This window comes from Akkermansia sp. KLE1798 (assembly GCF_001580195.1).
In the GTDB taxonomy this organism is placed as follows: domain Bacteria; phylum Verrucomicrobiota; class Verrucomicrobiia; order Verrucomicrobiales; family Akkermansiaceae; genus Akkermansia; species Akkermansia biwaensis.
In genome coordinates this window covers 1-558 of record NZ_KQ971083.1, presented here as the reverse complement: position 1 = coordinate 558, position 558 = coordinate 1, and the positions used below count along the sequence as shown (strand labels likewise).

Below are 558 nucleotides of genomic sequence, written 5' to 3'. Positions count from 1 at the left end.
CCAGCATCACACGCTGGTTCACCAAACTGTCGCGAGCCTCTACCTGGTAGCTCCCGTACGCGCTCCAATTGTTTGTTACCTGCAGCCGCCCGGAAATCCCCGCCCTCACCCCCTGCCGAGCCGGCTTGCTGCCCTCCACTCCCCACCCATAGCCGTTGCCAACCAGGCGTGCATACGTTCCCGCATTGCTCCGGTACACGTCCGGGAGATACTCCACGCTCACCGTATGGCTCCAGGGCATGCCCCCCAGCGTCAGCCCCCGGGTCAGGGAAAGGCCCACGGGAAGAGCCAGATTGCGGTAATGCCCCCGGTCAAACCGGCGCGCCATCTCTCCGCTTTCCCTAAACGCCTCCTGCACCACATCCGTGTATTCCACGCCGATATGGGGCGTGAGAACCAGGTTCCTGCCCACGGGCAAATCCCAGGCGGCCCTCACCGTGCCCTCCCATGCCCGGTTGGTCCATGAACCCGACGAGTTCTGGCCGCCGGAGGTTACGGAGGAAAGGCGGTTGTCCGTGCTGCTGAAGCCGGCCGCGGCAGTGACAGTGAGAGCCTGCC

The 558-nt window shown here is 64.9% G+C and carries 1 protein-coding gene; it reads right to left on the bottom strand.

Annotated features, from left to right (window positions below; all coding sequences use genetic code 11):
* Positions 1–558: autotransporter outer membrane beta-barrel domain-containing protein (locus tag HMPREF3039_RS08050; protein ID WP_156473609.1), on the bottom strand; the 558-nt coding region annotated here is incomplete at both ends.